This window comes from Cupriavidus sp. GW823-FHT07A04 (assembly GCF_058794615.1).
In genome coordinates, this window is record NZ_JBXAHA010000022.1 from 162,151 (window position 1) to 189,081 (window position 26,931).

Annotated in this window: 25 protein-coding genes, 1 pseudogene and 1 riboswitch; of the genes and pseudogenes, 15 read left to right on the forward strand and 11 right to left on the reverse strand. The window is 64.7% G+C overall.

Annotated elements, in window-relative coordinates; all coding sequences use genetic code 11:
* Positions 1 to 107: 107 nt before the first annotated feature.
* Positions 108 to 992, forward strand: coding sequence for a LysR family transcriptional regulator (locus AC1Q7Q_RS32380; RefSeq protein WP_492373731.1), 885 nt, complete (start codon positions 108 to 110; stop codon positions 990 to 992).
* Between the two features lie 64 nt (positions 993 to 1,056).
* Positions 1,057 to 1,554: a VOC family protein gene (locus AC1Q7Q_RS32385; RefSeq protein ID WP_492373732.1), complete on the forward strand. Its 498-nt coding sequence runs from the start codon at positions 1,057 to 1,059 to the stop codon at positions 1,552 to 1,554.
* Between the two features lie 45 nt (positions 1,555 to 1,599).
* Here the strand turns inward: AC1Q7Q_RS32385 and AC1Q7Q_RS32390 are convergent, their stop codons facing one another.
* Entirely contained in the window at positions 1,600 to 1,995 is a 396-nt protein-coding gene (locus AC1Q7Q_RS32390; RefSeq protein ID WP_492373733.1) for a nuclear transport factor 2 family protein, read from the reverse strand.
* Positions 1,996 to 2,315: 320 nt separating this feature from the next.
* Here AC1Q7Q_RS32390 and AC1Q7Q_RS32395 point away from each other — a divergent pair, with 320 nt between their 5' ends.
* Complete coding sequence (locus AC1Q7Q_RS32395; RefSeq protein ID WP_492373755.1) at positions 2,316 to 3,269, forward strand: LysR family transcriptional regulator; 954 nt, start codon at positions 2,316 to 2,318, stop codon at positions 3,267 to 3,269.
* A gap of 129 nt (positions 3,270 to 3,398) precedes the next feature.
* Positions 3,399 to 3,482: riboswitch (ZMP/ZTP riboswitch) on the forward strand.
* Positions 3,483 to 3,502: 20 nt separating this feature from the next.
* Entirely contained in the window at positions 3,503 to 4,135 is a 633-nt protein-coding gene (locus AC1Q7Q_RS32400) for a LysE family translocator (protein ID WP_492373734.1), read from the forward strand.
* Positions 4,136 to 4,258: 123 nt separating this feature from the next.
* On the opposite strand, the gene AC1Q7Q_RS32405 is transcribed toward AC1Q7Q_RS32400, so the two are convergent.
* Positions 4,259 to 5,278, reverse strand: a complete 1,020-nt coding sequence (locus AC1Q7Q_RS32405; protein WP_492373735.1) for a LacI family DNA-binding transcriptional regulator — start codon at positions 5,276 to 5,278, stop codon at positions 4,259 to 4,261.
* A gap of 290 nt (positions 5,279 to 5,568) precedes the next feature.
* Between AC1Q7Q_RS32405 and AC1Q7Q_RS32410 the strand changes: the two genes are divergently transcribed.
* The 10 genes from AC1Q7Q_RS32410 (at position 5,569) to AC1Q7Q_RS32455 (ending at position 14,998) form a co-directional block, all read left to right on the forward strand.
* A complete protein-coding gene (locus AC1Q7Q_RS32410; protein ID WP_492373736.1) occupies positions 5,569 to 6,576 on the forward strand; it encodes a Bug family tripartite tricarboxylate transporter substrate binding protein in 1,008 nt (335 codons plus the stop codon).
* A gap of 49 nt (positions 6,577 to 6,625) precedes the next feature.
* Positions 6,626 to 8,182: an AMP-binding protein gene (locus AC1Q7Q_RS32415; RefSeq protein WP_492373737.1), complete on the forward strand. Its 1,557-nt coding sequence runs from the start codon at positions 6,626 to 6,628 to the stop codon at positions 8,180 to 8,182.
* Positions 8,179 to 8,898, forward strand: a complete 720-nt coding sequence (locus AC1Q7Q_RS32420) for an SDR family NAD(P)-dependent oxidoreductase (RefSeq protein ID WP_492373738.1) — start codon at positions 8,179 to 8,181, stop codon at positions 8,896 to 8,898. Before AC1Q7Q_RS32415 ends, AC1Q7Q_RS32420 begins: the two co-directional genes overlap by 4 nt.
* Entirely contained in the window at positions 8,895 to 9,671 is a 777-nt protein-coding gene (locus AC1Q7Q_RS32425) for a citryl-CoA lyase (RefSeq protein WP_492373739.1), read from the forward strand. The genes AC1Q7Q_RS32420 and AC1Q7Q_RS32425 overlap by 4 nt, the downstream gene beginning before the upstream one ends.
* A 74-nt stretch (positions 9,672 to 9,745) precedes the next feature.
* Complete coding sequence (locus AC1Q7Q_RS32430) at positions 9,746 to 10,288, forward strand: carboxymuconolactone decarboxylase family protein (RefSeq protein ID WP_492373740.1); 543 nt, start codon at positions 9,746 to 9,748, stop codon at positions 10,286 to 10,288.
* Positions 10,281 to 11,138: an SDR family NAD(P)-dependent oxidoreductase gene (locus AC1Q7Q_RS32435; RefSeq protein WP_492373741.1), complete on the forward strand. Its 858-nt coding sequence runs from the start codon at positions 10,281 to 10,283 to the stop codon at positions 11,136 to 11,138. Before AC1Q7Q_RS32430 ends, AC1Q7Q_RS32435 begins: the two co-directional genes overlap by 8 nt.
* 86 nt (positions 11,139 to 11,224) lie before the next feature.
* A complete protein-coding gene (locus AC1Q7Q_RS32440; RefSeq protein ID WP_492373742.1) occupies positions 11,225 to 12,235 on the forward strand; it encodes a Bug family tripartite tricarboxylate transporter substrate binding protein in 1,011 nt (336 codons plus the stop codon).
* 164 nt (positions 12,236 to 12,399) lie between these two features.
* Positions 12,400 to 13,008, forward strand: coding sequence for a TetR/AcrR family transcriptional regulator (locus AC1Q7Q_RS32445; RefSeq protein WP_492373756.1), 609 nt, complete (start codon positions 12,400 to 12,402; stop codon positions 13,006 to 13,008).
* Positions 13,009 to 13,129: 121 nt separating this feature from the next.
* Positions 13,130 to 13,939: an oxidoreductase gene (locus AC1Q7Q_RS32450; protein ID WP_492373743.1), complete on the forward strand. Its 810-nt coding sequence runs from the start codon at positions 13,130 to 13,132 to the stop codon at positions 13,937 to 13,939.
* Between the two features lie 57 nt (positions 13,940 to 13,996).
* Positions 13,997 to 14,998 carry an NADP-dependent oxidoreductase gene (locus AC1Q7Q_RS32455; protein ID WP_492373757.1) on the forward strand — a complete coding sequence of 334 codons (1,002 nt, stop codon included), beginning with the start codon at positions 13,997 to 13,999 and terminating at the stop codon, positions 14,996 to 14,998.
* Between the two features lie 9 nt (positions 14,999 to 15,007).
* On the opposite strand, the gene AC1Q7Q_RS32460 is transcribed toward AC1Q7Q_RS32455, so the two are convergent.
* From AC1Q7Q_RS32460 to AC1Q7Q_RS32485, 6 genes are all read right to left on the reverse strand, one after another.
* The gene (locus AC1Q7Q_RS32460) at positions 15,008 to 17,383 is read right to left on the reverse strand and encodes a DNA polymerase II (protein WP_492373744.1); all 2,376 of its coding nucleotides are present in this window, start codon (positions 17,381 to 17,383) and stop codon (positions 15,008 to 15,010) included.
* A 75-nt stretch (positions 17,384 to 17,458) separates the two neighbouring features.
* Positions 17,459 to 19,033: a methyl-accepting chemotaxis protein gene (locus tag AC1Q7Q_RS32465; protein WP_492373745.1), complete on the reverse strand. Its 1,575-nt coding sequence runs from the start codon at positions 19,031 to 19,033 to the stop codon at positions 17,459 to 17,461.
* Positions 19,034 to 19,518: 485 nt separating this feature from the next.
* Complete coding sequence (locus tag AC1Q7Q_RS32470) at positions 19,519 to 20,373, reverse strand: SDR family NAD(P)-dependent oxidoreductase (protein ID WP_492373746.1); 855 nt, start codon at positions 20,371 to 20,373, stop codon at positions 19,519 to 19,521.
* Position 20,374: 1 nt separating this feature from the next.
* Complete coding sequence (locus tag AC1Q7Q_RS32475; protein WP_492373747.1) at positions 20,375 to 21,172, reverse strand: citryl-CoA lyase; 798 nt, start codon at positions 21,170 to 21,172, stop codon at positions 20,375 to 20,377.
* Positions 21,169 to 22,785 (reverse strand): class I adenylate-forming enzyme family protein, encoded by a 1,617-nt coding sequence (locus tag AC1Q7Q_RS32480; RefSeq protein ID WP_492373748.1) that lies wholly within the window; start codon positions 22,783 to 22,785, stop codon positions 21,169 to 21,171. Before AC1Q7Q_RS32480 ends, AC1Q7Q_RS32475 begins: the two co-directional genes overlap by 4 nt.
* A gap of 22 nt (positions 22,786 to 22,807) precedes the next feature.
* Positions 22,808 to 23,803, reverse strand: coding sequence for a tripartite tricarboxylate transporter substrate binding protein (locus tag AC1Q7Q_RS32485; RefSeq protein WP_492373749.1), 996 nt, complete (start codon positions 23,801 to 23,803; stop codon positions 22,808 to 22,810).
* Between the two features lie 102 nt (positions 23,804 to 23,905).
* On the opposite strand from AC1Q7Q_RS32485, the gene AC1Q7Q_RS32490 reads away from it, so the two are divergent.
* Positions 23,906 to 24,763, forward strand: a complete 858-nt coding sequence (locus AC1Q7Q_RS32490) for an IclR family transcriptional regulator (RefSeq protein ID WP_492373750.1) — start codon at positions 23,906 to 23,908, stop codon at positions 24,761 to 24,763.
* A gap of 38 nt (positions 24,764 to 24,801) precedes the next feature.
* Here the strand turns inward: AC1Q7Q_RS32490 and AC1Q7Q_RS32495 are convergent, their stop codons facing one another.
* From AC1Q7Q_RS32495 to AC1Q7Q_RS32505, 3 genes and pseudogenes are all read right to left on the reverse strand, one after another.
* Positions 24,802 to 25,857, reverse strand: a complete 1,056-nt coding sequence (locus AC1Q7Q_RS32495; protein WP_492373751.1) for a branched-chain amino acid ABC transporter permease — start codon at positions 25,855 to 25,857, stop codon at positions 24,802 to 24,804.
* A complete protein-coding gene (locus AC1Q7Q_RS32500) occupies positions 25,857 to 26,741 on the reverse strand; it encodes a branched-chain amino acid ABC transporter permease (protein WP_492373752.1) in 885 nt (294 codons plus the stop codon). Before AC1Q7Q_RS32500 ends, AC1Q7Q_RS32495 begins: the two co-directional genes overlap by 1 nt.
* Before the next feature lie 10 nt (positions 26,742 to 26,751).
* Positions 26,752 to 26,931 (reverse strand): annotated as a pseudogene (locus tag AC1Q7Q_RS32505) (ABC transporter ATP-binding protein); the annotation flags it as partial.

Genomic DNA, 26,931 nt, shown 5'->3' on the forward strand with positions numbered 1-26,931 from the left:
ATCATGGAACGAGGAACTCTGGCGTTCAGTCTAGGCCTCGACGCTGATGAATATGTGCAGCATTATTCGTGTTGTCAGATGCAAATTTGCATCAGGAGGGCGGCACGATGAACTGGGATGGCGCGCGAGTGTTTCTCGCGGTGGAGCGCGAAAAAACGCTCCGTGGCGCGGCCAGGACGCTCAACCTTGATCAGGCGACGGTCGGCAGACGGATTGCGGCACTAGAGCACGCCCTACGTGCAACGCTCTTCCTGCGCACCTCTGACGGTTACGCGTTGACCGCCGCAGGCGAGGCCGCGCTGAGATCGGCGGAAAAAATGGAACACGCCGCACACGAACTCGTCAGACGAACGCAAGGCACGGATACACGGCTTGCGGGGGACGTAAGAGTCACCAGCACCGACTTGATTGCGCTCGAATTCCTGCTTCCGGCCATCGAACGCCTGCATGCTGCGCATCCCGAAGTGCGCGTCCTGCTGGACACGTCGACGCGCATGCTAAGTCTGGCAAAGCGTGAAGCGGATATCGCGGTCCGCTCAGTCAGGCCGGATAATCCCGATCTTGTCGCGCGGCGCCTGGCTCGCTGGCCCATGGCGCTCTTTGCATCGAAGGCATATCTCGACCAGCACGGCAAGCCCGCCGCGGGCTCCGCCTTCGCGGGCCACGATCTCGTTGCCTATCAGGGAAACTGGACCGGGAATCGATCACCGACGCTTGCTGGCGAACCGATACACGCGGGGCGCATCGTATCGACCTTCAATTCCAGCCTCATGCTGCGTACCGCGGTAAAGGCCGGCCTCGGCATCGGTGAGCTTCCGATCCATCTGGCTGAACACGACGGCCTCGTGCAGATAGGGCCGGAACCCGCACGTGGGGCGGTCTACGAAATCTGGCTCGTCACGCATCAAGACCTTCGGCATACCGCGCGCATCACAGCAATGATTGACGGCATCGTCGCCGCGTTCGAAGATCACACAACCCCCACAAAATAGTCACGCACGACGTAGCTGCGACTGCTGCGCGGATGCAGGTGGCCAACTTGTCAGGAGATGCGAAATGACCAGCAAGAACACGATCTGTCTGTGGTACGAAGGTGGCGCCGTTGACGCCGCAAACTTCTATGCGCAGACGTTCCCCGACAGCGCTGTCGGCGCTGTCCACCGCGCACCGGGCGACTATCCTGGCGGCAAGCAGGGCGATGTCCTGACGGTTGAGTTCACCGTCGCCGGCATCCCCTGCCTTGGGCTGAACGGCGGCCCGTATTTCAAGCACAACGAGGCATTCTCTTTTCAGATCGCGACGGACGACCAGGCCGAAACCGACCGCTTGTGGAACGCGATCATCGGCAACGGCGGCCAGGAAAGCGCATGCGGCTGGTGCAAGGACCGGTGGGGCTTGTCATGGCAGATCACCCCGCGCGCTCTCACCGCGGCAATATCCGACCCCGATCCCGCTGCGGCCAGGCGCGCGTTTGACGCGATGATGACCATGAGAAAGATCAATATCGCCGCGATAGAAGCGGCACGGCTGGGCCAAAACCTATCCGCAAGTTGACGGAGCGTGTCCCCGGCGTCGCCCTTGTGGGCGACGCGAACGCGATCATGGCACGGTTACCTCCGGAAGTGCCGGCACGTTGGGAACGGAATCGAGGAAGACATAGAGCGCCGCGATTTTCTCGTCACGAACGAGGATCACATCCCAGCCCGTGTAGTCGGGGGCTTCGCCGCGCGGGCCAGAACCCCAAGCCAGACGACCGGCGTTGTGGAGAGCCTGAGGCTTACCGTGCGGTGTGTAAGCATAGTGCGGGTGCGTCGCGCGAAGATCCCCCGCGAATTTGTCGAGAGCGTCGTGCCCAACGAATACACCCGTAGGCACGTAGAGCACGCAGTCCTCGGTATAGAGCGCCTCGATCGCAGCGCGACGACGCGCTGCGTCGCCTTCGCCGAAGACCTCCTGGAGGTTGCGATCAAGCAGTTCATGGGTACGGTCATTCATAACACACTCCTTAATCGATGACTGTGGACCTTTGCGGTCGCATGGGGTGGAAATCTCTTAAGTCTCTTGCATGTCCATTTCCTGTAGCAGCTGCTTCAGGAAGATGCGGGATGTGGTGCCGCGCTACTGAGCGAGGGCCAAGGTCTTCGTGACGGCGGTGATGACGGCTAACTGTCCTTCGAGTCTGCGTACCATGATCTATCTCCTGGGTGGCGTGGTGCGACGAGTAAGTGCGACGAGTGGTGCGACGAGACAAATCTATGACGTCATGCTAATTTTCGAAATAGAAATGAATGAAAACCATCGTTGCAGGATTGTCGATGTCAAAACTACCGGATTTCGAAGGGCTCGCGATGTTCGCGAAAGTTGCCGAAGAAGGCTCGTTCGCTGCGGCGGCAACTGCCATGGGGGTCTCGGTCGCCACGGTCTCCAGGGCCGTTACCCGTCTTGAAGAACGGCTGGGAGGTCGACTGTTCAACCGCACCTCCCGACGACTTGCACTCACGGACTATGGCCACACGCTTGCCGAGCGAGCGGCGAGAATCTACGCGGAGGCTGAGGAAGCGGAGGATTTCGCACGTGAGACGTCAAGCCGGCCACGTGGTCTCGTAAAGCTCGCGGCGCCGCTCTCCTTTGGTGCTCGCTGGGTGGCTCCGCTGTTGCCCGAGTTCTTTCGGACCTATCCGGATATTTCCGTCGAACTTCATCTCACGGACGCACAGACTGATCTGATTGGCGATGGCTTTGACGCCGCCCTGCGCATCGCCATCATGGAAGACTCGTCACTCGTCGCACGTCTCATTGCACCTGTGCGGCGATTTGTCGTGGCATCTCCAGCCTATCTGTCTCACCATGACCATCCTCAGCACCCGCAAGACCTTGGCGCCCACCAGTGCCTTACCTACACCAACAGGAGTAAGCGCGACGTCTGGCGATTTACCCATGAAAGTGGCGAGGAATGCACCGTCACACCAGCCGGAGCGTTGCGAGGAACGAGCGTGGAGGCATTGCTGCCCACGGTCCTCGCTGGACTTGCCATCACCGAGCTTCCTGAGTTTGTCGCGACGCAGTATTTCCGGGACAAACAGCTCGAGCCCGTTTTGACCGATTGGCGCTTGCCTGAAGGTGGTTTGTATTTCGTCACGCCCACTGCCCGCGCGCGGCCAGCGAAGGTGAGTGCGTTGGCCGATTTCTTCATCTCCAGACTCACCGCGGCGCAGTGGAGCGCAGAGACGTCTGTGGATGGGGAATCATCCGGGCACCGCAGAAGGTAATTTCCTCTTTCTTCGATGGCCGATCTCAGTCCGACGGACGCCAGTGATCGTCCCAGGTTGGCTGGTTGTCTGTCAGCGCAAGACCACGGCGCCTCCGAGCCTAAAGTATTTTCTCCTGTGCTATGATTTCTGCACTCATGTGACTGGCGCATACAGATAGGGCACTATCGGGGAGCGTGAGGTTGCTAGCCGCCGCGCGCCTGGGCATTACCTACTATCCTTGGAGATGGGTTATGCCTGATTTTGCACAGTTGCTCATGTTTGCTCTTGTGGCGTTGGGAATGGTTTTAACGCCGGGGCCGAACATGATTTATCTAATTTCCCGCTCAATTTGCCAAGGTAGACGCGCAGGCCTCATTTCATTGGGCGGCGTTGCTCTGGGCTTTGTGTTCTACATGCTCTGCGCGGCATTCGGAATTACGGCCTTCGTATTTGCGGTACCTTACGCCTACGATACGCTTCGCTTTGGCGGCGCTTTGTACCTTCTATATCTTGCCTGGCAAGCGGTCAAACCGGGCGGACGGTCCGCATTTGCAGTGCGCGACCTGCCGGTCGATACCCCAAGGAAGCTCTTCAGCATGGGGTTTATCACCAACCTGGCGAATCCAAAAATCGCCGTCATGTATCTGTCTCTGCTTCCCCAATTTATTACGGAAGGACACGGCAGCGTTCTTACCCAGTCGCTGGCGCTCGGCGGCGTTCAGATTTCGATCAGCCTCGCTGTGAATGCACTGATCATCGTGACGGCCGGATCGATATCTACCTTCCTGTCAGGACGCCCGCAGTGGCTATTGGTGCAGCGCTGGCTGATGGGAAGCGTTCTGACAGGTCTGGCGGTGCGGATGGCATACGAATCCAAGAAATAGCAACACCTTGCCAATACGCCGGCGCATCAGCCGGCGGCCAACGTCCGTGGCCCTGAGCAGGCCATCGTGAACCTGCAGGAAGGTGCCCCGAGCGTCGAACTGGCGCATGTGCAGCCCACTGGCCTACCTGGGCGCTGCCGGGGCGCACGACTCACCCAGAACCAGGTCAAGCGGCACATTCACGCTACGCGGTTGCCTCCCCCCCTCCCCGGCCAAGCGGTCAAGCATCAGATGTGCGGCGGCCTGCGCGGCACGCTCGATGTCAAAGCGTAGCGTGGTTAGCGGGGGATACATCAACTCTAGCGTCTCCGGCGTACCGATGCCGATCACCGAAAGGTCTCTGGGAATATCCAGCCCCGCCTTGCGCGCAACATAAATGGCTCCGGAGAGCAGGCGCGTTCCTAGGCCGATGATTGCAGTGGGGGGTGCGGAAAGAGCGAGCATGGTCGCCATTTGGGTGCGTGACGAATCGATCGCCGAGCGTGACATACAGACTAGTGCCGGGTCGAACACCAAACCTGCCTCCGCAAGGGCATCCCGGTAGCCGAGCAGCTTTTCGCGCCCTGGACGAATGTGCTCGCCGGGCCCGAACAACGCGATACGGCGGTGACCCAATGAAATCAGATACGCCATTGCCTGCTTCACACCGCTACGATGGTCCAAATAGACCGCGTCCATTGGTAGCGGCGTTTCCCGATCCAGAATCACCACCGGTAAGCTGCAGCCGCTGAACAGGCTGTCGGCGGGGTCCGCGCTCTCCAGGCTCGGCGCGGCAATGATGCCCTCTAGCCGGCGGGTCTCGAACAGCGCAACCAGTTCGCGGTCGCGCCGTGGCTGGTCCAGTGTATTGCCGACCAACATGGAGTACCCGGCGGCCTGCATATGCTTCTCGACTTCGCTGAAATGCGCCGCCAGCAGCGGGTTGCCGATGTTCGAAACCAGGTAGCCGACCGTCTTGCTACGCCCGGTGCGCAGGTGGCGGGCGGCAAAGCTGGGTTCATAGTTCAGTGCCTCCACAGCCGCATGCACCCGGGCTCGCAGCGCCTGGCTGGCATAGCCGGTGCCGTTCAGCACCCGCGACACGCTGCCAATGGAAACCCCCGCCGCCTCAGCCACATCCCTGACGGAAATCCTTTGCGTCATGGTCTTCCCTAATGAAAACGTTCCACAGTTGGACGCCAAATTTGTTGCCTGCTAAGTTAGCACAAACGGAAATCGTTTTCACATTTCCGCTCACCTAACCCAGACAGCGCCAAACTATCCCATGCAGCAAGACCGTCCTTCGCGCCCTCTCGCCGCCCCCCCTGGCGCCGACTTTACGGGCGAGGCCACGTGTGGATCCCTGAGCGGCAGGCCAGGCGAAGCGCAGTAAGCCTGGCGCGGCTCCGTCCGGAGCATGCCGCTGGCAATCACAACGACAACGGAGACATCCCATGCTTCACAGACTGATCTGTGCGGTCGCGGCCGCGCTCGCCCTGCACACGGCGGGGCCGGTACTGGCCGAAACCTATCCCTCACGGCCAATTCGCCTGGTAGTGCCGTTCCCGCCCGGTGGCACTGCGGACATTTTCGGACGGCTGCTCAGCCAGCAGCTCACGCAAAGCCTCGGGCAGCCGGTGCTGGTGGAGAACCGCGCCGGTGCGGGCGGAAACATCGGCGCGGCCGCCGTCGCCAATGCACCGGCGGACGGCTACACCTTGCTGCTGGGCACGATCGGCACCCACGGCATCAACCCGACGCTATACGCCAACCTTCCCTACGACCCAAAGAAGGACTTCCAGCCTGTGGCCCTGGTCTCCTCCGGTGCCAATGTATTGGTCGTCAACCCGACGTTGCCGGCACGCAATGTGAAGGAGTTGATCGCGCTGGCCAAGCGCAACCCGGGCCAGTTGATGATGGGCTCGTCCGGCAATGGCAGCAGCATTCATATGTCCGGCGAACTCTTTGAGCATATGACCGGTACGCAACTGACGCACGTGCCCTACCGCGGCGGCTCGCCTGCACAGACCGACCTGATGGGCGGGCGGGTGCAGTTGATGTTCGACAACCTGCCCACCTCGTTGCCGTTGATCGCCAAGGGCCTGGTACGCCCGCTTGCCGTGACCTCGGCGCATCGCTCGCCCGCGCTCCCGGAGGTGCCGACTGTTGCCGAAGCCGGCGTGCCGGGCTACTTCGTGGGCAACTGGAGCGGCATCTTCGCGCCGGCGCATACGCCACCCGACATTGTGAACCGGCTCAATGCCGCGGTTGGCCAGGCTGTGACAAGCGCCACGCTGCGCAAGCGTTACGCCGAAATGGGCGCCGACACCAGCACCGACCTCGGCACCAACGGGAATGCAGGCAGCCGGCCGATGAGCGCGGCGGAATTTACCAGATTCGTCGATGAGGAGATGAGCAAATGGGCAAGGATCGTAAAGGTATCGGGAGCGCGGGCGGAATGAACGGAATGAACGGAATCAACGGAATCCACGAGACGCAACGGAAGAAAGCATGCAACCAATCGACCACCTGCTGAGGACCGCCAGCGCCACGCCGGCACGCATCGCCTTGCAGGCAGCCGGTGAATCGCTGACCTACGGCGAACTGACGCAGAAGGTACTGGCGCTCGCAGCGGCGTTCCAGGCGCTGGACCCCGTGTCCGGATCGCGCGTAGGCATTTGCGCCGGCAATAGCGTGCAGCATGTGTTGGCGCTGCTGGCTACGCTGGCCGCCGGCAAGTGCTGGGTGCCACTGAATCCACGCGCCTCGGTCCACGAACGGGCCCGCATCGTCGACTTCACCGAGCCGTCCATCCTGGTGGTGGAAGACAGCAGCCACGGCCAATCCGGCACGACCACACTTGGCACCCGCGTGATCACCTGCGGGCCGCAGGCATCCGGCCCGGACAGCATCGCCGCGCTACTGTGTGCCTGGCGCGGCCGCGTCCCGCTACGCACGCAGCGCGAGCTTGGCGAAACGCAGGCCATCAAGTTCACCGGCGGCACTACCGGCGCGCCCAAGGGGGTGATGCAGTCGCTGCGGTCCTGGAACACCACGGTGGTTTCCATCCTCACCGCGATGCAGCTGCGCGATGACGAGCGCTATCTCGCCGTGGCCTCCATCACCCACGGCACATCCACGTTCCTGCTACCCGTGTTCGCACGTGGCGGCACCATCGTGCTGGCGGATTCGACCAGGCCGCGCGCCCTGCTCGATCAGTTGGAGCGCGAGCGCATCACCGCGGTGTTCATGCCGCCCACGCTGATCTACGATTTACTGGACGAGCCCGGCGTGCGCGAACGGGACTGGTCCGCGCTGCGGCACCTGATCTATGCGGCAGCGCCGATGCGCGCAGACCGGATTGCCCAGGCCATTGATGTTTTTGGCACCCTGGAGACCTCGTTCGGGCAAACCGAGGCCCCCGGCATCATTGCCTTCCTGCCCGCTGGCGAATTGCGCGATCCCGCCCGCCACGGCAGCGTCGGCCGCGCCACCTGCCTGACCGAACTCGCCATCATGGGGCGCGACGGCAAGCTGCTGCCGGCTGGCGAATCCGGCGAGATCGTGGTGCGCGGCGACCTCGTCATGTCCGGCTACTGGCGCCAGCCCGGCAAGACCGCCGAAGCACTGGCCGATGGCTGGCTGCATACGGGCGACGGTGGCTACCTGGACGCGCAAGGCTACCTGTACCTGAAAGACCGGTTGCGCGACGTCATCATCACGGGTGGCTTCAACGTGTACCCCAGCGACGTGGAGAACGCGCTCGGCGCCCATCCCGCAGTGTGCCGCTGCGCCGTGCTCGGCATGGACGACCCGCGCTGGGGCGAGGCCGTGCATGCGGCCGTGCAACTGCATCCCGGCGCCACACCCAACGCTGCCGAGTTGCAAGCATTCGTCAAGGAACGCCTGGGTTCGGTGCAGGCACCAAAGCGCATTCATTTTGTGGAAACCCTTCCGCTCACGGCCAACGGCAAGGTCTCGAAGCTCGAGGTCAAGACCCGGCTCGCCGCCAGTGCAAGCAACCATGCCAGCAACAACCCTCAAGGCAAGGAGCCTCTCTCATCATGACACCAACAGATATCCTGGTAACCGGCGGATCCGGCGGCATCGGCTGGGCCCTGTGCAAGACGCTGCGCGCGCGCGGCCACACGGTAGTGAACTTCGATCGGGTGGCACCTCCCGAGGCCGGTGTGACGCATTTCGTCAAAGTCGACATGGCCGAGCCGGCGCAACTCGCCGCCGCGCTCGGGGAGGCATCGGCCCGCTATGCCTTCACTGCCCTCGTCAACAATGTGGCGACCCTGCGGGCGGCGAGCGTGGAGGAAACCGGCCTTGACGACTTCGACAGGCAAATCGCCGTCAATGTCCGCGCCGCGCTGCAATGCACCCAGGCGTTGGTGCCTGCCATGCGAAAGGCGCGCCACGGCCGCATCGTCAATATCTCCAGCCGTGCCGCGCTGGGCAAGGAACTGCGCACGGCGTATTCGGCCAGCAAGGGCGCCCTGAACGCCATGACGCGTACCTGGGCGCTGGAACTGGCGGCGCACGGCATCACCGTCAACGCCGTCGCGCCGGGGCCCATCGCCACGGCGGCGTTCGGCTCCGTCAACCCGGCCCAGGATGCGCTGACGCAGCGCATCGTGAACGGCGTGCCGGTCGGGCGGCTCGGCAAGCCGGAGGATATTGTTCACGCCGTCGAGTTCTTTCTCGACGAACGCGCGTCCTTCGTCACCGGACAGGTGCTGCACGTCTGCGGCGGCATCACCGTGGGGCTGAGCGCATGAATGGCATCCGCACCGAGATCGGCTACACCACACCCGATCGCATCACGCTGCGCGGGCGGGACCTTGCCACCGAGGTGATCGGCAAGCTGGATTTCGTTCAGACGCTCTGCCTGGTTGCGCTCGGGCGCCTCCCCGACGCCGCGCAGGCGCGGATGATTGACACACTGCTGGTGACCGCGGTCGATCACGGGCTGACGCCAAGCGCGATCAGTGCCCGCATGACCTGGCTGGGCGCGCCGGAATCCTTGCAAGGCGCGGTCGCAGCGGGCTTGCTTGGCGCCGGCGAACGCTTCCTCGGCACCGTGCAGAACATGGCGGAATTACTGCTGCAAGAAGGTGCGTCGCTGGCGGCCGATGCCGACGCAGCCACCATTGCAGAGCATGCCCGGCGCATCGTCGCCGCCTGCCGGTCAGCCGGCAGGCCGATACCTGGCGTCGGCCATCCAATACACGCGCAAGGTGATCCGCGCGTGCCGGTCCTGATGGAGACCGCGAGCGCGAATGGCTTCCACGGCAAGTACTGTCGTCTTGCCCTGGCGCTCGGCGACGCCTGCGGCGACGGCAAGCGCGGCGCCCTGCCGCTCAACGCCGCTGGCGCCATCGGCGCCATCCTCGCCGAGATGGGGCTGGACCCGCTGTTCGGCCGGGGACTGGCACTGATCGGACGCTGCGCGGGACTGGTCGCCCACCTGATCGAGGAACGCGAGCGGCCGGTCGGCCAACAGGTATGGAACCTGGTCTTGCGACAAGACCCGCGCAACGTATTGCCGTGAGCGGCCAACCCCTATTTGCACTATTCCCACCACGACCTCACCTGCCGCGCGGCAGGAAACGGAGACAACACAACATGGCCAGACTACCTTACTTCGATGTGGACAACGTGCCCGGCCGCCTTGGCGAGCAACTGCGCGGGCGTCCCGCCCTCAACCTGTACAGGATCCTGCCGCATGCGCCGGAGATCGCGCTCGGCTTCCTCGGTCTTGGCCGCGCGATTCTCACGCAGGCCTCGCTGCCGCCCACGCTGCGCGAGCTGGTCATCCTGCGGGTGGGCGCGCTCAGCGGCGCCAGTTACGAAGTGCATCAGCACCGGCGTGTGGCGCGCGCCGCCGGTGTGCCGGAAGAAAAAATCGATGCCGTGCTCAAGCCGGATGCCAACGGCGACTTCAGCGAACTCGAGCGCCTTGCCATCGCATTCACCGATGCCGTGGTGCATGACGTCAAGGCACCGGCGCAGCTCTACGCCAAGGTTGCGGCGGCCCTGGACGAACAGATGATGGTCGAGCTGCTGGCGACCATCGGCTTCTACATGCTGGTGTCGCGCCTGCTGGAAAACCTCGAAGTCGATATCGAAAACCCGCCGCTGGAAAAGCTGGAGCTGCGTCATGACTGAATGCCTGGAAAGCCGTCCGGACCAACAACTGTTTGCACCCGCGCTTGGCGTGCCGCGCCGTGACGGCCGGCTCGCCGGGCGCCGCATCCTGGTGGTAGGTGCGGGCCAGCGCCATACCGTCGATCCGGTGCCATCGGTAGGCAATGGCCGTGCCATGTCGATCCTGTTCGCCCGCGAGGGCGCCGCCGTGGCATGCGCCGATATGGATGCCGGCGCCGCGCAGGACACGGTCGACCTGATCCGGCGCGAGAACGGCCGCGCGATACCCGTCCAGGCCGACGTTTCGGACCCCGCGCAAATCTCGCGCATGGTGGCCCAGGCCGTGGCCGCGCTGGGCGGGCTCGATGGCCTGGTGGTCAACGTCGGGATCGGCAACCAGAATCGCTTCGGCGCGGAGACGCCCGACGACTGGGACCGGGTCCAGGACATCAACCTGCGCGCCCCGATGTTCTGCGCCCAGGAGGCCGCCGCCGTCATGCCCGCTGGCAGCGCCATTGTGTTCGTGGCCTCCACGGCGGCGATCTCTCCGCTGAGCGGCCTGCCGGCCTACGAGACGTCCAAGGCGGCCTTGACCGCGCTGGGCCGCGCGGTGGCATTCGCCGGCCAGCCCAGCGGCTTGCGTGCGAATGTGCTGGCACCAGGACTGATCGACACGCCGATGGGCCGCGACGCCTCGCGCGCCCGGCCCTCGCGCGCAGCCCGCCCGCTGCCGTTCGGCCGGCAGGGCACAGGCTGGGAGGTTGCGCACGCCGCGCTCTACCTGGTCAGCACCGAGTCCTCCTATGTCAACGGGCAGATGCTCATCGTCGATGGCGGCCTGTCGATCGGCGCCGTGCGCGCCGCAGCCTGACGGCTGGCGCGGCGTTGTACAGGTCAAGCGGGCCTGGGCCGTACCATGGCCAGGCCCGCCATCACAACAATATGCAGGAGACAAACATGATGCGGATTAGCTGGAACACGTTGGGACTCGGACGATTCCTGGCCCTGGCACCCACCCTCGGCATGGCGCTGGGCCTTGCGCTCGGCGCGGCGCCGGCGAGCGCGCAGCCGTGGCCAGTGCGACCGGTTCGCCTGATCCTGCCCAGCGCCGGCGGCAGTGGGCCCGACACCATTGCGCGGATCTTTGCCGAGCGCTTGTCGCGCACGCTGGGCCAGCCCGTCGTGGTCGACAACCGGCCTGGCGCCAATGGCGTCATCGGCGTCGACGCGGTGGCCAAGGCACCCGCTGACGGCTACACCTTGCTATTTGCCAGTTCGTCTTCCACCGTCATCAGCCAGGCCCTGCTGCACAAGCTGCCATTCGATGTGACGCGTGACCTTGTGGCCGTGGCACAAATTTTCTCAGGGGGCATCCATCTGGTCGCCTCGCCGGATTTTCCCGCGCGCAACCTGAAGGAGTTCGTTGCCCTCGTCAAGGCGAATCCCGGCAAGTACGACTACGCCACCTGGGGCCCGGGCTCCACCGGGCAGCTCGTGATGGAGTACCTCAAGCGGAAAGAAGGACTCGACATCCGGCATGTGCCCTACAAGACGATCGGCCAGATCTACCAGGACATGCAGGGCGGGCTGGTGAAGGTGGCCTTCGTCGACGCCACCAGTTCGGTGCCGCTGATCAAGACCGGAAAGCTGCGCGGCATCGCCATCACCGGATCGCACAGGGGACCGGCGTTGCCGGACCTGCCGACCATGACCGAACAAGGCTATCGTTTCGATACAGATGCCTGGTATGGTGTGTTCGCCCCGCGCGGTACGCCAGCCGGCGTGGTAGCGGCCGTGCACCGGGAGATCCTGAACACGCTGTCCGCCCCGGAGTTGCGTGACCGGTTCGTCCAACTGAACCTGGTCGATCCGCCATTGAAAAGCGCGGAGCAGTTTGCCCAGACGGTACGTACCGACCTGTCCCTCTGGCAAAGCATCGCCAAGATAAACGGCATCAGCTTGGACTGAGAGGCCTATCGTCAGCAGGGTCGTTGCTGCGTGCGCTTCATCAAGCCACGATAGCGCACCCTCATGTAGCCGAACTGACAGTTGCACTGCTCAGCGCTGCCTGGGGGGGGCGCCTTGATCTCCATCGACATGGCTCCGTGCAGCAAATGGCGGCGAAATGTTATATGATGGTCGTCATGAAGAAGCCGTCAATCAATCGCAAGACCGTGAGCCGCAAGGAACTCACGCACGAGCGCATCGTCGAGGTCGCCGCGCGCGCGATTCGGCGCAGTGGCTACGACGGCACAGGAGTGGCCGACATCATGAAGGAGGCCGGCCTGACGCATGGCGGCTTCTACGCCCATTTTCCATCGCGCGAGGTACTGCTTGCCGAAGCCGCTGACCGCGCCGGTGCTGAAGCCGTGGCCTTGTCGGAGCATATCGCCGCCTCCGTGCCGCCAGATCAAGCATTGCCGGCGATGGTGCGCGCCTATTTGTCGAAAGCGCATTGTGAAGACATGGAGACTGGTTGCCCTGTCTCCGCCCTCGGCTCGGAGATGCCGCGCCAGGCGCCGGTCGTGCGGCGCGCAGCCACCCGCCGCATCAAGGAGATGATCGATGTCGTTGCGCGCCAATTGCCCGATTGGGGCCAGCCGGGTGCGCACGAACAGGCACTGATGACAGTTGCCACCATGGTTGGCACCATGGTGCTGGCGCGTGCCGTGGACGACCCCAGGCTGTCGGAAAGTTTTCTTGAAGCCGCATTGAAGAAACTCGCGCCCACCGACGCGTAAATCTGCCGGCCCGGTGCCAGTGCCAGTTTTCGTTGGATCCAAAATATGATGATCATCATATTTTGGCAAAATGAACGCCCGACCAACCACGTAAAACATCCCTCAATATCGGAAGGACAGCATGGAAACCAAGATAGCGCTCGTTACGGGCGCCTCGTCGGGAATCGGCGAAGCCACGGCAAAGCGGCTTGCGAAGGCCGGATACAAGGTCTACGGCACCAGCCGGCGCGGTGCGCAAGCCGGACCGCGGACGTTCGAGATGCTGCCACTTGACGTGACCAGCGAAGCATCGGTCGAAGCCGCCGTCAAGGAAGTACTGCGCCTGCACGGCCGCATCGACCTGCTGGTCAACAACGCTGGCTTCGGTGTCGCCCCCGCTGCTGCGGAAGAGAGTTCGATTGACCAGGCCCGCGCGATCTTCGATACGAACTTCTTCGGGATCATCCGCATGACGCGTGCCGTGTTGCCCCATATGCGGCAACAAGGTAGCGGCCGCATTATCAACATCGGCTCTGTGCTGGGTTTCTTGCCCATGCCCTACATGGCGCTGTACTCCGCCACCAAGCACGCGGTCGCAGGCTACTCGGAATCGCTCGACCATGAGTTGCGCACGATGGGCATCCGGGTATCGGTCATTGAGCCGGCCTATATCAAGACGCCTTTTGACGCGAACTTCATGGCGCCCGACGCCCCTCTCGACACCTACCGCGAGGTGCGCTCGGCCGTGGATAGGCGAGTGAAGGAGGTGGTCGAGGGCGCTGACGGTCCTGAGGTTGTGGCCGAGACCGTACTGCAGGCCGCCATCGCGGCGCGTCCGAAACTCCGCTATGCAGCTGGTGGACTCGCCGGCCGCCTGCGATTGCTACGCAGATTTGCGCCTGCGAACATGGTAGACGCCGGTATTCGCAAAGATCTGCGGCTCGCAACGTAGACGGCGTTACTGCCCGTGAAACAACTTGACGCAACGAGAAACTGACAAGGAACCATGATGAAGGCATTCGTCGTCGATCGATATGGACGCAAACATGGCGTACGCGCTGGCGATATGCCGGTCCCGGAGGTGCGCGAGGACGACGTATTGATCCAGATTCACGCCGCTGGCGTGAACCCTCTCGATGCCAAGATCAGGGACGGCGAGTTCAAATTGATTCTGCCCTATCGTCTGCCATTGATTTTGGGCAACGATCTGGCCGGGGTTGTTGTCCGCGTCGGATCGCGCGTACAACGATTCAAACCGGGCGATGAGGTCTATGCGCGACCACACAAGGACCGCATCGGCACTTTCGCGGAATGCATCGCGATCAAAGAGGATGGCGTGGCCCTCAAGCCCACGGCACTCACGATGGAGGAAGCGGCTTCAATTCCGTTGGTGGGATTGACTGCCTGGCAGGCGCTGATCGAAAAAGGGCAACTCAGGAAAGGGCAGAAAGTGCTCATACATGCTGGCTCGGGCGGCGTTGGCACCTTTGCCATTCAACTGGCGAAGCATGTAGGCGCAACGGTCGCGACGACAACGAGCGCGCGCAATATCGCACTGGTGAAGCGCCTCGGTGCGGATATCGTCATCGATTACACGAAAGACGACTTTGCGGCCATCCTGAAGGACTATGACGTGGTACTGGATACGCAGGGCGGCAAAGGGCTCGAGAAGTCGCTGCAAGTGCTCAAGCCGGGTGGCAAACTCATCGGGATCGCCGGTCCGCCTGATCCCGATTTTGCGAAAGAGATGGGCGCCTCCTGGTTCCTGAAAGCAGCAATGCGCTTTCTGAGCCATCGCATCAGGAAAGCCGCGAAACGCCGTGGCGTCAGCTATTCATTTGTTTTCATGCGTGCTAACGGAGACCAGCTAGGCCAGATCGCCAGGCTCATCGACGCAGGTGCGATAAGGCCCGTGATCGATCGGGTTTTTCCGTTCGCGTCGACCCAAGAGGCGTTGGCCTACGTCGAAACAGGACGTGCAAAGGGCAAGGTTGTCATCAAGATCCAATAGAAGGCGCCATCAAAACAACGCCTTCTGCCCCGTCACCAGCGTCTCGAACGCATCGCCCAGGAAGGGCAGGATGGCGTCGGCCACCGGCTGCAGCTGGCGCGTCAGATAGTGGTCGTAGTCGATGGGCGAGCGCCGGGTTTCCAGGGGCTCCGGGCCAGCCACCGTCATCACATAGCTGATCCAGCCGCCGTTCTGGTATTGCAGCGAACGGCCTTCCTTGCGGTTGAACTCGTCCGCGATGCGTGCCGCGCGCACGTGCGGCGGCACGTTGCGCTGATAGTCTTCGAGCGTGCGGCGCAAGCGCTTGCGGTAGACCAGTTGCGCGTCGAACTCGCCGCTCATGGTGCGGCGGACGTAGTCCTGCACATATTCCCGGTACGGCTGCTTCTTGAACACGCGCTGATAAAGCGCTTGCTGGAACTGCTGGGCCAGCGGTGTCCAGTCCGTGCGTACCGTTTCCAGGCCCTTGTAGACCATCTCCTCACTGCCGTCCGCCTTGGCGACCAGCCCCGCGTAGCGCTTCTTGCTGCCCTGCTCGGCGCCGCGCACGGTGGGCATGAGGAAGCGGCGGTAGTGGGTCTCGTACTGCAACTCCAGCGCGCTCTCCAGGCCGTACTGTTGTTGCAGATGCTGCTGCCACCACTGGTTCACTTGCTGGACAAGCATGCGGCCAATCCTGTCGGCGTCTTCCTCGGCATGCGGCTGCTTCAGCCAGACAAAGGTCGAATCGGTATCGCCATAGATCACCTGGTAGCCCTGCGCCTCGATCAGCTCGCGCGTGCGGTGCATGATCTCGTGCCCGCGCATGGTGATCGACGACGCCAGGCGTGGGTCGAAAAAGCGGCAGACGCTGGACCCCAGCACCCCGTAGAACGCATTCATGATGATCTTCAGGGCCTGCGACAAGGGCTTGTTGCCTTCGCGCTTGGCCGCTTCCCGGCCTTGCCAGATCTGCTTGACGATGGCCGGCAGGCAATGCCGGGTGCGCGAAAAGCGCGCGCCGCGAAATCCCGGCACCGAGCTTTCGTCGGACGGATCCTGCAGCCCTTCCACCAGCCCGAGCGGATCGATCAGGAAGGTGCGGATGATGGACGGGTACAGGCTCTTGTAGTCCAGCACCAGCACCGAATCGTACAGCCCGGGCTGCGAATCCATGACAAAGCCGCCGGGGCTGGCCCCCTCCGGCACCTCGCCCAGGTTCGGGGCGACATAGCCCTGGCGATGCATCAGGGGCATGTACAAGTGCGTGAAGGCGGCCACGCTGCCGCCGCTGCGGTCCGCCGGCAATCCCGTGACGGCGGCCCGCTCCAGCAGGAAGGTCAGCAACTCGGTCTTGGCAAAGATCCGGGTCACCAGCTCGCAGTCCTTGAGGTTGTAGCGCGCCAGCGCGGGCTTGTCTTCGGCAAAGCGGCGGTCGATCTCCGCCATCCGCTGATACGGGTTGTCGATGGACTTGCCCTCGCCTAGCAGCGTCTGCGCCACGTTCTCCAGGCTGAAGGACGGGAAGTTCCAGGTAGCGGACCGCAGCGCTTCGATACCGTCGATGATCAGGCGGCCGGCGGCGGAGGCAAAGAAATGGTTCTCCTTGAAGCCGTGCACGCGCCACTCCAGCACATTGCCGCCCCGGCCAAACAGCAGCGGGACCTGATAGCGATCCGCATGCTTCTGCAGCACGCGCAGGTCGAACTGCACCACGTTCCAGCCGATGATGGCATCGGGATCGTGCTGGGCAAGCCATTGGTTCAGCTTTTGCAGCATCAGCGGGTGGCTGGCGCAGTACTCCAGGTCAAAGTCGACCGCGCTGTCGTCGCCGTTGGGCGGGCCGAGCATATACACCTGGCGCTGGCCGCAGCCTTCCAGCGCGATCGAGTACAGGTCGCCGTGGGCGGTGGTCTCGATGTCCAGCGACACCAGCTTCAGCGTGGGCCGATAGGCTGGCCCTGGCTTCATCTGGCTGTTGAGCAGGGTGCCTCCGCCGTGGGCCGCGTTGGCCTCGCCGGCAAACCAGACGGGCGCGGTGATGAAGCGCTCCATCAGGTAGCGCTCCGGGGGGCGGATGTCGGCCTCGTAGACGCTGACGCCGGCTTCCTTCAGCAGTTTTTCCAGCTTGGTGAGCTGGCGGTAGTGCTGGCAGTACAGGCCCAGCACCGGGCGGCGATGGAAATCCGCGAGCGGGAGTTCGCGCAACGCCACGTTGCGCTCGCCGCGCAAGACCGCCTCGGCGGTCTCGCGCTGCTCGGCCGGCACGAACGCCACCGAGGGCTGGTGCGCCAGGCGGATATGGCGAGGGCCACTGTCGGTTGCCAGCCAGAACTCGACTTCTGTCCCGGCGGCCGTATCCCGCCAGTGCCGAGTCAGAAGAAAACCCTGTTGTCGTTGAGCCACCTGCCGCCTTTGAAAACCCACCCTGGCCGGCTATTTTACTGGTCCTTGGCCAGTCGGGCCCCGCCCAGGCCCCATTCAAGCCCCGGTCAGGCCGGATGGCGCGCCATGCCCGCCACGCTCCTGATGGAGCTTGAACACGGCCACCGCCTGCACCAGTTGCCGTGCCCGCGCATGCAGGCTTTCCGCCGCCGCCGAGCTTTCCTCCACCAGCGCGGCGTTCTGCTGGGTGGCCTGGTCCATCTGGCTCATGGCGGTTTCGATCTGCGCCACGCCCGCGCTCTGCTCCGTGCTGGCTGCGCTGATCTCGCCCATGATGTCGGTCACGCGCTTGATCGCCGCGACAATCTCCGTCATGGTGGCGCCGGCATGATCCACCATCGCCGTGCCCTGCTCCACGCGCTCCACGCTGGCGGTGATCAGCGTCTTGATCTCCTTGGCCGCCTCGGCACTGCGCTGCGCAAGGTTGCGCACCTCGCCCGCCACCACGGCAAAGCCACGCCCCTGCTCACCGGCGCGCGCGGCCTCCACGGCGGCGTTCAGCGCCAGGATGTTGGTCTGGAACGCGATGCTGTCGATCACGCCGATGATGTCGGCGATCTTGCGCGAGCTGTCGTTGATGTCCTTCATGGTGCCCACCACCTGCCCGACCACGTCGCCGCCCTTGCGCGCCACCGTGGTGGCGCCAATGGCGAACTGATTGGCCTGCAGCGCGTTGGCGGCGTTCTGCCTGACCGTGGAGCTGAGCTCCTCCATCGAGGCTGCGGTCTGCTCAAGCGCGCTGGCCTGCTCCTCGGTACGGCCGGACAGGTCGCGGTTGCCATCGGCAATCTGCTGGCTCGCGCTGGCAACGCCTTCGGCGTTCTCGCGCACGTTGGCGATCACGCGCACCAGGTTAGCCTGCATGTCCTTTAGCGCGCGCATCAGCCTGGCGGTTTCATTGTTGCCGCTGGCATCGAACTGCAGGCTCAGGTCGCCCGCGGCCACGGCCGCCGACACCCGCACGGCCTGATTGATTGGCCGGGTGATGGCGCGGATGATCCATGTGGCCATGCAAACAGCGACCAGCAGCGCGACGGCACCCGAAGCCCAGATCGTGGCCTTCATGCGCTCGACGGCGTCGATGGCCTCGCTGGTGGACGTTTCCATGAGTTTGTCCTGATGCTGGATCAGGCCTTCCACCGCGGCGAAATAGGCCAGCTGGGCCGGGCGCAACTCGCCCAGCAGCATGTTCCTGGCCTCGTCGGCATTGCCTGCCGCCACCAGCCCGAGGAACTTGTCCTGCAGGGCACCGTACGCACCGCGCGCTTCTTTCACCTTGGCCAGCTCGGCCCGACCCTTGTCAGAGGTGATCTTGGTCTCTAGCCGGGCCCATTGGGCGGCAATGGTCTTTAGCGTGGCGGCGGTCAGTTCACGTTCCTTCTCGATATCCGTCGCCACCGTCATGATCACCATATTGCGCAGCGAGCGCGCGACCTGGTTCAGGTTTCCCTCAATGTCATTGAGATCCGCTATTTTTCTGTAGTGGTCACTTAATACCGTGTGCAATGCATTTTCCACGGTATGAATCTTGATGATCGATGTGCCGCCCATGAAGGCGATCAACAGAACCAGAATGCCGAATCCGGCAGTAAGGCGGGTTGATATTTTCATGTCACTGAAACGCATGTTTGTCCGTCGTCCTGGAAAAAGAAAGGAGGAATGCAAGAGGTCATCGGCCAGAGCCATCCCGGAAAGGCAAGCGTGAGACCGGCAGGCGGCTGCGTGGCAACGCCGCCTGCACGGATGCCTGATCTTCGCTTGTCGTGGCAACCGATCGAGCGTCGGCTTCGGGAGGAAGACATCGGCTCGTGCCGGCAAGAAATGCCGGCGTTCTTCATGCCGATGGGTACATATCGGCAAGGTTTAGTGACTCTTTAGGCCCTCGCGCAATGGCGCTGCGCGAATATCCGCGCTGCGGATATGGCTAGCCGGCCATCCTTTCTTTTAAGAGGCCATTTCAAAAAGATTCTGACGTCGTTGCGCGGCCTTGCCGTACCAGTTGTACTGTCTGCGGCCGCGCGCCTAGCCAGAACCGCTTCGCTTCATTTTGAAACGGCCTCCAAGCAACTACTGCACATGGGACGACGGATTGCGTGTCACACGAATTTCCCGGTGATGCCGCCATCCACCACGAGCTCCGTGCCGGTGATATAGGCCGCCGCATCGGAGGCGAGGAAGGCGCAGGCGTGGGCCACGTCCCATGCGCTGCCCATGCGGCCCATCGGCACTTGCGCGGCGCGCGCACGGCGCGCCTCGTCCAGGCTGGTGCCGGAGAACATCTTCGCCACCGTGGTAGCGATGCGCGGCGTGTCGATCAGCCCCGGCACCACGGTGTTGGCGCGCACGCCATGTGGCGCATATTGTTGCGCCAGCATGCGCGTGAACTGCGTCACGGCGGCCTTGGTCACGCTGTAGGCCAGGTGCGGATAGCCCACGTAGCGCATGCCGGCCACCGACGAGATGGCGATGATGGCGCCGCGCCCGCGCGCCATCATGTCGGGCAGCACCTGCTGACTGGCCAGCAGCAGGCTGCGCACGTTGACGGCGTGGATGCGGTCCAGGTCGTCCGCGGTGGTTTCCATCGGGCCACCGGTCTTGCCAATGCCCACGTTGTGATGCAGCACGTCCACCATGCCGAAGCGCCCGCGCGCCGCGGCAAAGAGCCGCACCACTTCGGCCTCCACGGACACATCGCCCGTTAAAGTCTCGGCGATGCCGCCTTCGGCCCGGATCAGCGCCGTGGTTTCCTCGGCCGAGGCCGCGTCACGGTCCACCACGCAGACCTGTGCGCCCAGGCGCGCGTAGGTCACGCTGGCCGCGCGGCCGATGCTCCAGCCCGGCCCCGCGGAGCCCGCGCCGGCGACAAAAACCGTGCGGCCCGAAAGATCGAGCGGCAACCCGGGCGGGCGTGCCGCCGCCGCGCTGTCGCCTGCGTTCGATAGATTCGTCATGTCACGCGCCCTCCCCTGGCCGGTGCCCGCCTTCGCCCACGTAAGGAATCGCGTGTTCGATGGTGTCCCAGATAAAGCGGCCCGAAGGGCTTTGCTGCTCCTCCACGATATGCGCTACCAGCCCGGCCGCGCGCGAGATCACGGCAAAGCCGCGCATCACGGCCGTGGGTACGCCCAGCTCACCCAGCAAGGCGGCCACGGCGCCGGTGGCGTTGATGGTGATGGGCCGGCCGGCCACGGCATCCACCGCGCTGGACAGGCGCTCCAGCGCCCGGATCTTGTCACCGGCCAGGTCGGGCTCGGCGCGGCCCATTTCCAGCAGCTTGTAGGCGCGCGGGTCCACCGGCTTGTGCAGGTGGTGGCCAAAGCCGGGCACATGGCTCTTGATGGACTTGTAGTGGCGCGCGATCTCCATGGCCTCGGCATCGGGATCGGCGGCCGCGCCGATGCGGTCGAGCAGTTGCGCGCAGTTCTCCATGGTGCCCACGAAGGAGCTGCCCACGGCCAGCAGGCCGGCGGATACTGCGCCCTGCAGGTTCTCGGGCGCGCTCATGTAGATCAGCCGTGTGGCGATGGCGCTGGGCGTGAGGCCGTGCTCCATCAGCACGATCAGCACCACGTCGGTGATGCGCAGGTCCACCGGGCGCGGCTCGCGGCCCAGGATCTGCATGAGCATGACCTCGGTGAAGGTCTTCTTGCCCATCAGGTCCTCGACCAGGTCCGCGTCGCGGTAATGCAGGCTGGTGAGGGTGTGGGTGCAAAGGCGGGTGACGGGCTTGGAGGAAGCGGAGGAAGTCATGATGGGTTCGCAGTGGATTCGTTGGAAGGGGTCGGGGCCGAAGGGACCGATGGGACCGATGGGACCGATGGGACCGATGGGACCGATGGGACCGATGGGACCGAAGCGGCTTCGGGAGCGATGGCGCGTTCGCGCACGGCGGTCTTGAGCACCTTGCCCACGGCGGAGCGCGGCAGGCTCGCATGGAAGTGGACGCGCTTGGGCGTTTGCACGGGGCCCAGGCGCTCGCGCACAAAGGCAATCAGCTCGCCTTCGGTGGCATGCTGGCCGGGGCGCAGCTGCACGGCGGCCTGCACCGCCTCGCCCCATTTTTCGTCGGGCACGCCGAACACCGTGCATTCGTGCACCGCCGGGTGCTGGCCCAGCGCGTTCTCCACATCCACCGGATAGACGTTGAAGCCGCCGGTGATGACCATGTCCTTGAGCCGGTCCTTGAGGTACAGGTAGCCGCGTTCGTCGATCAGGCCGCGGTCGCCCGTGTGCAGCCAGCCGTCCACCAGCGTCTCGGCGGATTTCTCCGGCAGGCGCCAGTAGCCGCTCATCACCAGGTCGCCGCGCGCGACCACCTCGCCGACCTCGCCCGGGGGCAACAGGCGGCCGTCCGGGGCCATGATGGCCACGTCGCTGAACCAGGTGGGCAGGCCCACGGCGGCCCAGTTGCGCTCGTCCTCGAAATCCGCGGGGCGCATCACGGTCAGGCTCTGCGGCGCCTCGGTCTGCCCGTAGGTGGTGCCCAGCACGGGGCCGAAAAAGGCGCGCACCTCGCGGATCTTCTCGGGCGGCATCGGCGCGCCGCCGTAGATCAGGCGGCGCAGGCAGGGGAAGTCCGTGCGCGCGGCGCCGGGCAGCGCCATCAGCATGTAGACCAGCGTTGGCGGCATGAAGCACACGGTGCCGCCGCGCTCGCGAAACGCCGTGCGCACCGCCTCGGCGCCGGCCTCGGCCAGCACCACGTGGCAGCCGCCCTGCGCCAGGATGGGCAACAGGTAGGTCGACGTGCCATGCGTGATCGGCGCGGCCACGATGTAGCGCTCGTGCTCGTCAAAGCCCCAGGCGTGGATCTGGTTGGAGACGTTGGTCATCCAGGCGCGGTACGGCTGCATCACGCCCTTGGGCAAGCCGGTGGTGCCGCCGGTGAACTTGATCGCCTGCGTGGCATCCTCCGGCAGCGCAAAGGCCGGGCGCGATGCGCCGGCATGCTGCGCGATCAGCGCGGCCACCGACCTCTCCCCGGGCGGCGGCGAGCCGCTATAGATGCACGCGCCGGCCGCGCCCTCCAGCAGGCCGGCGCAGGCCGTATCGAGCACCAGGATGGAGGGCTCGGTGGCGTCGATGATGCGGCGGATCTCCGGCCGGGTGCTCTTGGGATTCAGCGGCACCCAGACCTTGCCGCAGGCCAGCACCGCCAGGAGCGCGACGATGTGCTCGGCGCTGTTCTTCGCGCAAATGCCCACGCGGCTCTGCAAGGTGTCATCGAGCGCATTGAGCGCCGTGGCCAGCGCGGCCACCTGGGCGGCCAGCGCGTCGTAGCGGATCGCGCCTTCGGGGGCGTCGATGGCAATGTTGCCGGGCCAGCGCGCCGCGGCGCGCCAGAAGAAATCGATCGGGTACATGGTAGGCAACGCTCCTTGTTTCTTATTCGGCCTTGGCGCCGGACTGTTTCACCACGTCGTGCCAGCGCTTGGTTTCCGCCGCGATCAGGCGGCGCAATTGCTCTGGCGAGCCGGGCTCGGGGGTGGCCGCCAGATCCTGCAAGCGCTGGCGCACGTCGGGCGCGGCCAGCACCTTGTTGAGGGCCGAGTTCAGGCGCTCGATCACCGGCCGCGGCGTGCCGGCGGGCGCGGCCAGGCTGAACCACGATTGCACGTCAAAGCCGGGAAAGCCCGACTCGGCAACGGTCGGCACCTCGGGCAGCAGCGGCGAGCGCTGGGCGCTGGTGATGGCAATGGCGCGCAGCCGCCCCGCCTTCACGTGCGGCAGCGCCGAAGGCGTGTTGTCGAACATCGATTGGACCTGCCCGCCCAGCAGGTCGGTCACCGCCGGCGCGCTGCCTCGATACGGGATGTGCAGCATGTTCAGCCGGGCCTGCATCTTGAACATCTCGCCCGACAGGTGGATGGACGAGCCGCTGCCCGACGAGGCAAAGGTGATGCCGTCCTGCGACGCCTTGGCAAAGCGGATGTAGTCGGCCAGGGTTTTCACCGGCAGCTTGGGGTTCACCACCAGGATGTTGGGAATCCTGGCGATCAGCCCGATGGGCTCGAAGTCCTTTTGTGGGTCGTAGCCAAGCTTGTCGTACAGCGACGCGTTGATGGTGTTGGCGATGGTGTAGACGTAGAGCGTGTAGCCATCGGGCGCCGACTTGGCCACCACTTCGGCGCCCACGTTACTGTTGGCGCCCGCCCGGTTGTCCACCACCATCGGCTGGCCCAGCTGCTCGCCCAGCTTGAGCGCGATGATGCGCGCGATCACGTCCGTGGCGCCGCCGGCGGCGTAGCCGACCACAAGCTTGATGGGCTTGGTGGGCCAGGCGGTGGGCTGGGCATGAAGCGGCAGCGCAAGGCCGCCCGCCAGGCTGAGGGCCGCCGCGAACGCCAGCAGGCGCCGGCGCGGTGCATGATGCAAGGTCATGGTTTGTCTCCTGTTTTGGCAGTGCAATGCCGTCGCTGGCCCCCTTCTGGCCGCGCTGCGGCATACTGCGGGTGGCTTCCATCGACCGAGAAATTCTTCCCCATGCCTGCCCGCTCCGCCAATCAAAACGTCCGCCTGCCGGACGTTTCCGCCAAAGGCAAGGCAGCCCTCAGCCCCCTTCCCGACGCTGCCGATGCTGCGCAGGCCACTGAAGACGGCGGCAGCCGCACGCTGCGGCGCGGCCTGCAATTGCTGGATGCGGTGCTGGCCAGCGGCCGCGAAGGCCTGCGCGTGGTCGACCTGTGCCGCATCGCGGCGCTGGAGCGCGCCACGGTCTACCGGCTGCTGGCTACCTTGATGGAAAGCGGCTATGTGGCACAGCGTGGGCGCTTTCGCTACGTGGCGGGGCCGCGCCTGTCGGCGCTTGCGCAGCCGCACGCCACCGATGGCCTGGCGGCGCGGCTACAGCCAGTGCTGGCGCGCGTGAGTGCCGCTTGCGGGGATGCCGCGTTCGCCGTCGTGCGCGAAGGCGCGATCTCGCACTGCATCGCGCGCCATGTCGGGACGCATCCGGTGCAGATCCTCGTGATCCAGGTCGGTACGCGCCAGCCGCTGGGCGTCGGCGCCGCCGGGCTGGCCCTGCTGGCGGCGCTGCCGCAAGACGACGTGGCGCAATGCATCGCCGCCAACGCCGCGGCGCTGGGCCACTACGGCGGCATGACGCCCGAGCGCATGAACATCCTGGTGCGCGCCACGCGCGAGCGCGGCTGGTCCGTGATCGGCAATCACGCCACCAGCGGCGTGCTGGCCGTGGGCATGGCGGTGCACAGCACGGACGGCGAACCGGTGGCGGGCATCAGCGTGGCCTCCACGCTGGCCCGCATGCCGCGCGAGCGGCAGCAACTGATTGCGCGGGCCATGCGGGAATCGCTGGCGGCGTTGCTGCCCAAGGGATTGTGAAGGGCTGTGAGGGGCTGTAAGCGAGGGGGGACGCGTTGCTAATCGGGCTTCAGGCTAGGCGCGGCGCGCGGCGCGCGCAGCCTTCGGCTGAACACCTGGCTACCGGCAAGCCGTTCAAGCTGGCCCACAAGGCCCCGGCGGAACAGCAGGACACAGGCGATAAAGATGACGCCCGTCACCATGGTGACCGACTCGCCCAGTGCGCCGAACCACGCGATGCCCGTGACGGAAGCCAAAAAATTGCCGATTGCGCCCAGCCTGGTTTCCAGCGCCACCACCACAAAGGCGCCGGCCAGCGGGCCGGATAGCGTGCCCAGCCCACCCACCAGCGTCATCAGGATCACCGCGCCGGACATCGACCAGTGCACGTCGGTGAGCGTGGCAAAGCCCAGCACCAGCGCCTTGATCGACCCGGCCAGCCCCGACAGCGCGGCGGACAGCACGAACGCCATCAGCTTGTAGCGGTCGGTGTCGTAGCCCAGCGAGATGGTGCGCGGCTCGTTCTCCTTGATTGCCCTCAAGATCTGGCCAAACGGGGAATGCACCGTGCGCACGATCAGCGCGAACGCCGCCACGATGACCACCAGCGCCACGTAGTACAGCGTCAGGTCGTCGGCCAGCGGCAGCACGCCGAACAGCTTTCCGCGCGGAATCGCCTGCAGGCCGTCTTCGCCGCCCGTGGCAGGCGCCTGCAGGCAGACAAAAAACAGCATCTGCGCCAGCGCCAGCGTGATCATCGAGAAATAGATGCCTTGCCGCCGGATCGCCAGCGACCCCACCACATAGCCGGTCAGGCCGCCGGCCAGCGTCCCCAGCACCATGCCCGCTTCCGGCGTGACGCCCCACACTTTCATGGCATGGCCCGCTGCATAGCCGGCGCCGCCGAAGAAGGCCGCATGGCCGAACGACAGCAACCCGGTATAGCCGACCAGCAGGTTGAAGGCGCACGCAAACAGCGCGAAGCACAGCACCTTGAGCACGAACACCGGATACGCCCCGGCCATCGGCGCCAGCACCAGCGCTGCCAGCAGCAATCCGTACCACGCATTCCTGGCTGACCGGCCCATCGTTCCCATCACTCCCATTGTTCCCATCATTGACTCCTTCCAAACAGCCCCGACGGGCGCAACATCAACACGATTGCCATGATGAGGAACACCACCGTGGCCGAGGCCTCTGGGTAGAACATCTTGGTCAGGCCCTCGATCACGCCCAGGCCGAGACCGGTCAGGATCGCGCCCATGATCGATCCCATCCCGCCGATCACCACCACCGCGAACACGATGATGATCAGGTTCTGCCCCATCAGCGGCGAGACCTGGATCACCGGCGCCGCCAGCACGCCGGCAAACGCCGCCAGCGCCACGCCAAAGCCATACGTCAGCGTCACCATCAGCGGCACGTTGACGCCGAATGCCTCGACCATCTTGGGGTTCTCGGTGCCGGCGCGCAGGTAGGCGCCCAGCTTGGTCTTCTCGATCAGGTACCAGGTGGAGAAGCACACCGTCAGCGACGCCACCACCACCCAGGCGCGGTAATTCGGCAACATCATGAAGCCCAGGTTGGTAGCGCCGCCCAGCGCCTGCGGCGCCGAGTAAGGCAGGCCCGACACGCCGTACACCGAGCGCAAGATGCCCTCGATCACCAGCGTGATGCCCAGCGTCAGCAGCAAGCCGTAGATATGATCGAGCTTGTAGATCCAGCGCAGCAGGGTGCGCTCGATCACGATGCCGATCAGCGCCACCGCCAGCGGCGAGAGCACGAGCATCGCCCAGTAGTTGAGCCCGGCGTACTCCATGCCCATCCAGGCCAGCACCGCGCCGAGCATGAACAGCGCCCCGTGGGCGAAGTTGATGACATTGAGCAGCCCGAAGATGACCGCAAGGCCAAGGCTCAACATCGCGTAAAAGGCACCGTTGACCAGCCCCAGTAGCAGTTGGGACAGCAAGGCGGAAAGGGGAAAATTCAGTATCGTCATAAAGCGGTCCTCATACCCCCAGCAACGCGTTCAGCACCGGCATCTTGGCCTGCAGCTCCGCAGCCGCGAAGCGCTCGACGAGCGTGCCGTGTTCCATCACATAAAAGCGATCCGCCAGCGGCGCGGCAAAGCGGAAGTTCTGCTCCACCATCACCACCGTGTAGCCCTTTTTCTTGAGCATCAGGATCAT

Bases quoted from the DNA above. Each gene is read 5' to 3' on its own strand.
- AC1Q7Q_RS32380 (WP_492373731.1), top strand. From the start codon at position 108: ATGAACTGGGATGGCGCGCGAGTGTTTCTCGCGGTGGAGCGCGAAAAA.
- AC1Q7Q_RS32385 (WP_492373732.1), top strand. From the start codon at position 1,057: ATGACCAGCAAGAACACGATCTGTCTGTGGTACGAAGGTGGCGCCGTT.
- AC1Q7Q_RS32390 (WP_492373733.1), bottom strand. From the start codon at position 1,995: ATGAATGACCGTACCCATGAACTGCTTGATCGCAACCTCCAGGAGGTC.
- AC1Q7Q_RS32395 (WP_492373755.1), top strand. From the start codon at position 2,316: ATGTCAAAACTACCGGATTTCGAAGGGCTCGCGATGTTCGCGAAAGTT.
- AC1Q7Q_RS32400 (WP_492373734.1), top strand. From the start codon at position 3,503: ATGCCTGATTTTGCACAGTTGCTCATGTTTGCTCTTGTGGCGTTGGGA.
- AC1Q7Q_RS32405 (WP_492373735.1), bottom strand. From the start codon at position 5,278: ATGACGCAAAGGATTTCCGTCAGGGATGTGGCTGAGGCGGCGGGGGTT.
- AC1Q7Q_RS32410 (WP_492373736.1), top strand. From the start codon at position 5,569: ATGCTTCACAGACTGATCTGTGCGGTCGCGGCCGCGCTCGCCCTGCAC.
- AC1Q7Q_RS32415 (WP_492373737.1), top strand. From the start codon at position 6,626: ATGCAACCAATCGACCACCTGCTGAGGACCGCCAGCGCCACGCCGGCA.
- AC1Q7Q_RS32420 (WP_492373738.1), top strand. From the start codon at position 8,179: ATGACACCAACAGATATCCTGGTAACCGGCGGATCCGGCGGCATCGGC.
- AC1Q7Q_RS32425 (WP_492373739.1), top strand. From the start codon at position 8,895: ATGAATGGCATCCGCACCGAGATCGGCTACACCACACCCGATCGCATC.
- AC1Q7Q_RS32430 (WP_492373740.1), top strand. From the start codon at position 9,746: ATGGCCAGACTACCTTACTTCGATGTGGACAACGTGCCCGGCCGCCTT.
- AC1Q7Q_RS32435 (WP_492373741.1), top strand. From the start codon at position 10,281: ATGACTGAATGCCTGGAAAGCCGTCCGGACCAACAACTGTTTGCACCC.
- AC1Q7Q_RS32440 (WP_492373742.1), top strand. From the start codon at position 11,225: ATGATGCGGATTAGCTGGAACACGTTGGGACTCGGACGATTCCTGGCC.
- AC1Q7Q_RS32445 (WP_492373756.1), top strand. From the start codon at position 12,400: ATGATGGTCGTCATGAAGAAGCCGTCAATCAATCGCAAGACCGTGAGC.
- AC1Q7Q_RS32450 (WP_492373743.1), top strand. From the start codon at position 13,130: ATGGAAACCAAGATAGCGCTCGTTACGGGCGCCTCGTCGGGAATCGGC.
- AC1Q7Q_RS32455 (WP_492373757.1), top strand. From the start codon at position 13,997: ATGAAGGCATTCGTCGTCGATCGATATGGACGCAAACATGGCGTACGC.
- AC1Q7Q_RS32465 (WP_492373745.1), bottom strand. From the start codon at position 19,033: ATGAAAATATCAACCCGCCTTACTGCCGGATTCGGCATTCTGGTTCTG.
- AC1Q7Q_RS32470 (WP_492373746.1), bottom strand. From the start codon at position 20,373: ATGACGAATCTATCGAACGCAGGCGACAGCGCGGCGGCGGCACGCCCG.
- AC1Q7Q_RS32475 (WP_492373747.1), bottom strand. From the start codon at position 21,172: ATGACTTCCTCCGCTTCCTCCAAGCCCGTCACCCGCCTTTGCACCCAC.
- AC1Q7Q_RS32480 (WP_492373748.1), bottom strand. From the start codon at position 22,785: ATGTACCCGATCGATTTCTTCTGGCGCGCCGCGGCGCGCTGGCCCGGC.
- AC1Q7Q_RS32485 (WP_492373749.1), bottom strand. From the start codon at position 23,803: ATGACCTTGCATCATGCACCGCGCCGGCGCCTGCTGGCGTTCGCGGCG.
- AC1Q7Q_RS32490 (WP_492373750.1), top strand. From the start codon at position 23,906: ATGCCTGCCCGCTCCGCCAATCAAAACGTCCGCCTGCCGGACGTTTCC.
- AC1Q7Q_RS32495 (WP_492373751.1), bottom strand. From the start codon at position 25,857: ATGGGAACAATGGGAGTGATGGGAACGATGGGCCGGTCAGCCAGGAAT.
- AC1Q7Q_RS32500 (WP_492373752.1), bottom strand. From the start codon at position 26,741: ATGACGATACTGAATTTTCCCCTTTCCGCCTTGCTGTCCCAACTGCTA.